The organism is Nocardiopsis sp. NPDC049922 (assembly GCF_040660275.1).
Taxonomy (GTDB): Bacteria; Actinomycetota; Actinomycetes; order Streptosporangiales; family Streptosporangiaceae; genus Nocardiopsis.
Genome location: NZ_JBFAME010000043.1, coordinates 1 through 5,554 on the forward strand (window position 1 = coordinate 1; position 5,554 = coordinate 5,554).

The following is a 5,554-nucleotide window of genomic DNA, read 5'->3' on the forward strand; positions in this document are numbered from 1 at the left end:
CCCCGCGCTGTGCGGGGCAGCAGACATCCACGCTCGACCTCGCCGAGATGTGCAAGCGGATTCGATGAATGCGCCACCGGTTTCACGCTCCCCCGTCCACCACCCGACCCATTCGGGCAGTATGTCGTTTTCGCTGATCAGGGCGTGTGTGCGCCCGTGTCGGCCCCACGCACCCCGGACCGGGCGGGTGGGACCATCCCGGGGCGGCGGGGCGGGTGTGGGGCCACACAGCGCCCCGCACCCGCCCCCTACGCCCCGGGGCCCGTGCCAGGGGACGGGGACCCACCCCCGCCCCCGACGGCGGGTGACGGTCAGTCCGGGCGGACGTGACCCGTGTAGGTCAACCACGCCCGATACTCGGCCCGCACCTTCTCCGGGATCGCCACCACCCGATACCGGCCCGCTCCCCGCACGTGTTCGACCACCAGGTGGTCGCCCTCCCACGTCGGCATCACCCCCAACGCGGCACCGACGCGGGCCACCTCGGCGAAGGCGTCGGCGTCGCGGCTGGTGTGCGGGAAGTAGGTGACCTCCACGCTGGTGTGCGGGCTGATGGGCAGGTCCGGGTGCGCTTCGAGGAAGTCGGCCAACTCCCGCAGATCGCTGATGATGCGGCAGCGCCGTCCACCGCTGGCGGCGTCGGTGAACCGGTCGGGTGCCTGCCCCGTCTCGCAGCCCTGGTTGGTCTGGTGGTCGGTCATGCGGCTTGGGCCTCCTGGTCGGTGGTGGGGTTGGTGAAGACCAGGGCGTCCTCGTGCTGGATCACGTGCACCGGGATCCCCGCCTTGCGCAGGCGGCGGGTCTCGATGAGCTGGAAGAACGAGGTCCGTGACACGACCTCGCCGTCGCGTACCGCGCACAACAGGGCGGCGCACCGGTCGATCTGGACCAGCCCGGCCCGCCGGCCCGCCTCGGCGACCTGGCCGGGGAAATCGATCAGGTGGCCGTCCTTGCGGTAGGGGCGGGTGGTCACCACGACCACCCCGCCCGGCGCCAACAACGGGCGACACGCCCCCAGGATCCGGGTAAGGGAGTCCGCCAACTGGTGCGGCCGCTGGTAGGCGAGGTTGGCCACCTTCTCGTCACGGTCGCGGGCGTAGACGTGGGCGTACTTCTCCACCGCCCGTGCCCCGTCGCGGCGTGAGCGAACCTGGCCGTGGGTCATCGACCCGTACGGAGGCGAGGTCAACACCAACCGCACCCGCCCCGCCAGCCGCGTGTCAGCCAGGCCGGTGGCGACCTCGGACCCCTCGCCGGTGTGCACCGTCCCCTGGCCGGGTGCTGCGTGGACGGTGGCGGTCTCCAGGTTCAGCCGGGCGATGGACGCCCACTTGGGCTCCAACTCGATCCCGACCGCCTCGCGTCCCAGGTGGACCGCCTCGACCAGGGTGGTGCCGATCCCGCACATCGGATCCAACACCACCTCCCCCGGGCGGGTGTAGGTGGCGATGGCGTGCTGGGCGATCGCGGGCAGCATCTTGGCGGGGTGTTCCACCGACAACCGCGAGTACCGGTTGCCCCGCTGCTGGCGGGCCTGGCGCTGCCCCGTGGTCCACACCGACCAGCCCGCCCCCGCGAGCTGGTCGTGTTCCTCGAGCTGCTCCCGTTCCTCGAGGTGGTCATGACCGTCGTGCGGGTGGCCGAGATCGCCGTTCGCGTCGTGGTCGAAGTCGTTGACCTCGTAGTTGCCCTGACTCACGCGCCCACCTCCCCACGAACCTCCGCGGTGACGGTCCGGTACCGCTTGGGGAGCCGGAACACCGACACGTTCAGGTGCGCGGGCGAGGTGATCGTGGCCGCCGCCTCGACCACCGACGCCGGCAACCCCGCCCCGACCTCGTCCTCCTCCCGGTCCGGATCGAACGCCTGCTCCCGTTCGAGGTCGACATCTTCGCGGCGTACAGGGATGGTGGCCCCGAGCCCGGCCTCGCAGATCGGGACGGTCAGCGCGATCACGTGCTGCACATACACCAGCCCCGCGCGGGTCGCGGCCCGCACCACCCCAGGGGCGGGGTCCACCACCTCCCCGGTGGGGGCGTGCCCGATGGGGGTGATGACCGCGACGATCCCGCCCGGGCGGGTGAGGGTCACCGCGAAGGTCACCCGCGCCTGGGTGCGGCGTTCACGGCGACGTGGATCCTCGTCGCAGACCACGGGAAGGACGGTGACGGTCAGGTCGGCCCAGGCCACCCCGAACACCGTCACCTGCTCGTCCTGGTCGTGGACGGTGCGGGCGGGCACCTCGGCCGAGCGCCCCCGCAGGCGGGCGATCGCCGCCACCCGCCCCTGGGTACCGGTCACATCGGCGACCACCTGCCCCGGGCGGGTGTACTCGCCCACCAGCCGGTGCGCCAACCGATCCGGCACCACCTCGCCCGCCCCCTCGTGGGTGGGGTGGTGGGGGGTCGGAGCGCACGGCCACACCGCCAACGGCGGCCTGCCCGTGGGGTTGTCGTAGGACGTGTGTGTCATCAGGTGCACCCTCCTTCTTTCTCGCCCTGATGACCTCCTAAGAAGACGCCCCCACCACGAATGCGACACCGACCCCGCAAAACTTCGAGGGGAAGCTGAAGGCCCGGGACCCACACCACCGGCTTGGTGGTGTGGGTCCGGGGCCTTCACCCGGCTCACGCACAGGTCCGTGTTAGCTGTTCGGTTCCTGGAGGCGGCAGGGGCACCCGGCCTCCTGCACCATGTCCCGCACCAGCAACGGGAGTGGGAGGGCGATGATCACCGCGAGGTGGTCCAGCGGGGTGCCGTGGCAGCACCGGCCGGTAGCCGCATCGTGCACCGCGAGGTGGTGGCCGCACACCCCGCAGACCGTCCCCGGACCCCGGTCCTCCCGGTGCACCACCCCCGGCCACCGGTTGGCCAGGTAGTAGGTGCGCAGCAACCGGTGAGTACGGTTGACCACCCCCACCAGGGTGACCGTCACGCACAGGGTGGCCAGGACGAGGGTGTACTCCCATTCCACACAGCCCAGGTCGGGCCAGGGCCACATACCATCAAACACTTCATACTCCCTAGGGGTATAGGCAAGGTGGGGGTGTGGGATCGTGTTCGCCCACACCCCCCGGAGCGGGTCGCTAGCTCGCGGCCTTGGCGGACCGGTAGCGGCGGGGCTTCTCGCACGTCCGTACCGCGTAACCGTCCTTGGCCAGGCGGGCGAGGTTGTTCTGGATCGCGCCAATCGACCGGCCCTGCAACAGGTGGCTGATCTCGGTCGCGGTGAACTCCTCACCCGGGTCGGAGTCGAGGATCGCCCGCACCATCAGCTTCAGCTCGCCCGGGGCGAGCCGGGTCGACCCGCTCACCGGGTTCACGTCCGGCGTCGTGGTCACGTGGGTCCGGGGCGAGGCCGCCCGGGGCTTGGGCGGGGTTGCCGGGGCCGGGGCGGGCTGGGCTGGAACGTCCGGGGTACGCGAGGTTGTCGTGGCCACCTCCTCATCCGGGGTTTCCTCAACCAGGTTCTCCTCTGTGCGCGCCGTCGGCACGGAGTCCTCCGCCCGCGCCTCCAGAACAGGTGCGACCGGGGCGGAAGCGGTGTCCACCACAGCTTCCGGCTCTGCGGGTACGGCATCGACTGGCTCCTCGCCCCCCGCCCGGGCCGGGAAGGTGTCCTCGCTGTCGGTGGTGTCACTTTCGGTGGAGGTGGTGGCCTGCCAGGTGTCGGGCAGGCGACGGCGTCCGTCCCGCCCGCCCGGAGTGCGCACGGCCAGCCCGTCCTTCTCCAACGAGGGCAGGTGCTTGCCCAGGGTCGACCTGCCCACCCCCGCAACCTCGGCCAACTCGGTGACGGTGACGGACTCGGGTGCCTCGGCCAAGGCGGTCAGGATGAGCTCACGGGTGCGGGTCTTGGGACGGCGCGCGGTCGTGGTGGTGGTCATGGCAAACGGATCCTTTCGCGGAACAGTGGTGTGTGGCGGGGGTCGCCCCACCCCCATGGCGGGGCGACCCGGTAGGAGGCGGCGGTCAGGCGCGGGTGCGGCGCAGGTGGGTGTCGACCTCGGCGCGCACACGGCGGGCGTGCGCGCCCGCCACGAACTGGTTGCGCAGCGCCTTGGGCCAGCCCCTCACGTGACGGCCGTCGTCGTTCACCTTGATCAGGGACAACGCCCCCGTTGCCTCCTGGAGGGGCATCTTCACCGTCACCGTGATGGCCGGGTTGGCGCGGTCGGCGTAGCGGTCGGCCACCATCCGGGTCGTGGGCTGCGTGTAGATGCCTGGGTCGGCGTAGCGGTGGTAGTAGTGCGGCGCGGAGGTCAGGTCGAACCCGCGCGCCTGCATGTGCTGGCGCATGCGGGTGACGACGAACCCGATCTTGGCGAGGTTCTCCAGGCGTTCGGTCATGGTGTCCCGGGTGGATTCGTCGACCGCGTCCACCAGCCTCTGCCAGCCGTGCTGCCCGTAGGCGGCGGTGTACTCGGCGAGGTTGACGACCAGGTCGTGGTAGCCGAACACGATGAAGGAGGTCTGGGTGGCCGGGGCCAGGGTGCGGGCGTGGGTGACGTAGTAGTCGCGCTCGTACAGGTCGGCGATGATCACCCCGCCCGGGCCGATCCGGTCCAGGGTGCGCAGCATCCTCGAGGTGATCTCGGCCCCGGTGAACCAGTCAGCGATCGTCACCTCGGGCACGTTCTCGAACATGGTGAGTCCTTTCTTGTGGGCGCGCCGAACACGACGCTCGGCGCGCGGTGGTAGGGGTGTGGCGGGGGTCGCCCCGCCCCGCAGGCGGGGCGACCCGGTCAGGTGACGGTCAGGGGTTGCGGCGCAGGTAGGCGTCCACCTCTTCCCGGATCTGGTAGGCGGTGTACACGGCCACGGCGTGGTTGCGGATCTTCGCCGTCGTCTCGCTCACGCACTGGCCGTGATCGAAGATCTCCACCGGGGACCGCCGGGTGCGCGGGGAACGAGCGGGGATGCAGGTGGTGACCGTGATACGCGGGTGTTCGCCGCACACGTAGGAGTCGGTGACCTTGCCGCTGCGGTACCAGGAGCGGGCGTTCAGCTCGAACCCGAAGTCCTGCATCTGTTCGCGCATGACCGGGATGTCGAAGCTGGTGCGGGTGATGTCGTCCACCCATTGGTCCATGATGTCCAGGACCGCGAAGTCCACCTTGTGGGCGAGCTCTTCCCACACCCGGTCCCCGTACTCGGGCTCGAAGTCGGTCAGGTCCTGAACGAGGTTGGCGTGCCCGTAGACGATCGGGGTGGTCTGGGAGAGCGGGGACAAGGTGCGCGCATGGGTGATGCGGTAGCAGCGCCCGGGGGCGTCGGCGATGATGACACCGCCGGGGCCGACACGCTGCACCTCTTTGAGCAGGTCCGACGTGATCTGACTGGCCGCGAACCACTCGCTCGCAGTGCGAGTGGTCATGTGCTCGTGCATTGTTGATCCCTTCGTGTGGGCGCGCCGAACACAACGCTCGGCGCGCAGTGATGTGGGTGTTCGGGTGGCCGGGGCCGCCCCGCCCCTTCCGGCAGGGGGGCGGCCCCGGGTGGCGTGTGCGCGGTTAGGGGCGCAGGTCCAGGTGGGCGCGGGCCCGCACCGGGG

Annotated in this window: 7 protein-coding genes; all 7 read right to left on the reverse strand. The window is 70.8% G+C overall.

Translation table 11 applies throughout. From position 1 onward, the window contains the following. Positions 1–311 precede the first annotated feature (311 nt). The 7 genes from AB0I72_RS28175 to AB0I72_RS28205 all read right to left on the reverse strand — a co-directional run bounded on the left by AB0I72_RS28175 (position 312) and on the right by AB0I72_RS28205 (position 5,377). The gene (locus AB0I72_RS28175) at positions 312–701 is read right to left on the reverse strand and encodes a hypothetical protein (RefSeq protein WP_358574091.1); all 390 of its coding nucleotides are present in this window, start codon (positions 699–701) and stop codon (positions 312–314) included. Continuing rightward, entirely contained in the window at positions 698–1,699 is a 1,002-nt protein-coding gene (locus AB0I72_RS28180; protein ID WP_358574093.1) for a DNA methyltransferase, read from the reverse strand. Before AB0I72_RS28180 ends, AB0I72_RS28175 begins: the two co-directional genes overlap by 4 nt. After that, the gene (locus tag AB0I72_RS28185; RefSeq protein ID WP_358574095.1) at positions 1,696–2,472 is read right to left on the reverse strand and encodes a hypothetical protein; all 777 of its coding nucleotides are present in this window, start codon (positions 2,470–2,472) and stop codon (positions 1,696–1,698) included. The genes AB0I72_RS28180 and AB0I72_RS28185 overlap by 4 nt, the downstream gene beginning before the upstream one ends. A 172-nt stretch (positions 2,473–2,644) precedes the next feature. After that, positions 2,645–3,013, reverse strand: a complete 369-nt coding sequence (locus tag AB0I72_RS28190; protein WP_358574097.1) for a hypothetical protein — start codon at positions 3,011–3,013, stop codon at positions 2,645–2,647. 73 nt (positions 3,014–3,086) lie between these two features. Next, a complete protein-coding gene (locus AB0I72_RS28195; RefSeq protein ID WP_358574099.1) occupies positions 3,087–3,887 on the reverse strand; it encodes a winged helix-turn-helix domain-containing protein in 801 nt (266 codons plus the stop codon). A gap of 85 nt (positions 3,888–3,972) precedes the next feature. Further along, on the reverse strand, positions 3,973–4,647 hold the full coding sequence (locus tag AB0I72_RS28200) for a hypothetical protein (protein ID WP_358574102.1): 675 nt from the start codon (positions 4,645–4,647) through the stop codon (positions 3,973–3,975). 109 nt (positions 4,648–4,756) lie between these two features. Continuing rightward, a complete protein-coding gene (locus AB0I72_RS28205; protein WP_358574104.1) occupies positions 4,757–5,377 on the reverse strand; it encodes a hypothetical protein in 621 nt (206 codons plus the stop codon). Between the last annotated feature and the right edge of the window lie 177 nt (positions 5,378–5,554).

Excerpts from the sequence above, each read along its gene's own strand:
- AB0I72_RS28175 (WP_358574091.1), bottom strand. The coding sequence starts at position 701 with ATGACCGACCACCAGACCAACCAGGGCTGCGAGACGGGGCAGGCACCC.
- AB0I72_RS28185 (WP_358574095.1), bottom strand. The coding sequence starts at position 2,472 with ATGACACACACGTCCTACGACAACCCCACGGGCAGGCCGCCGTTGGCG.
- AB0I72_RS28195 (WP_358574099.1), bottom strand. The coding sequence starts at position 3,887 with ATGACCACCACCACGACCGCGCGCCGTCCCAAGACCCGCACCCGTGAG.
- AB0I72_RS28200 (WP_358574102.1), bottom strand. The coding sequence starts at position 4,647 with ATGTTCGAGAACGTGCCCGAGGTGACGATCGCTGACTGGTTCACCGGG.
- AB0I72_RS28205 (WP_358574104.1), bottom strand. The coding sequence starts at position 5,377 with ATGACCACTCGCACTGCGAGCGAGTGGTTCGCGGCCAGTCAGATCACG.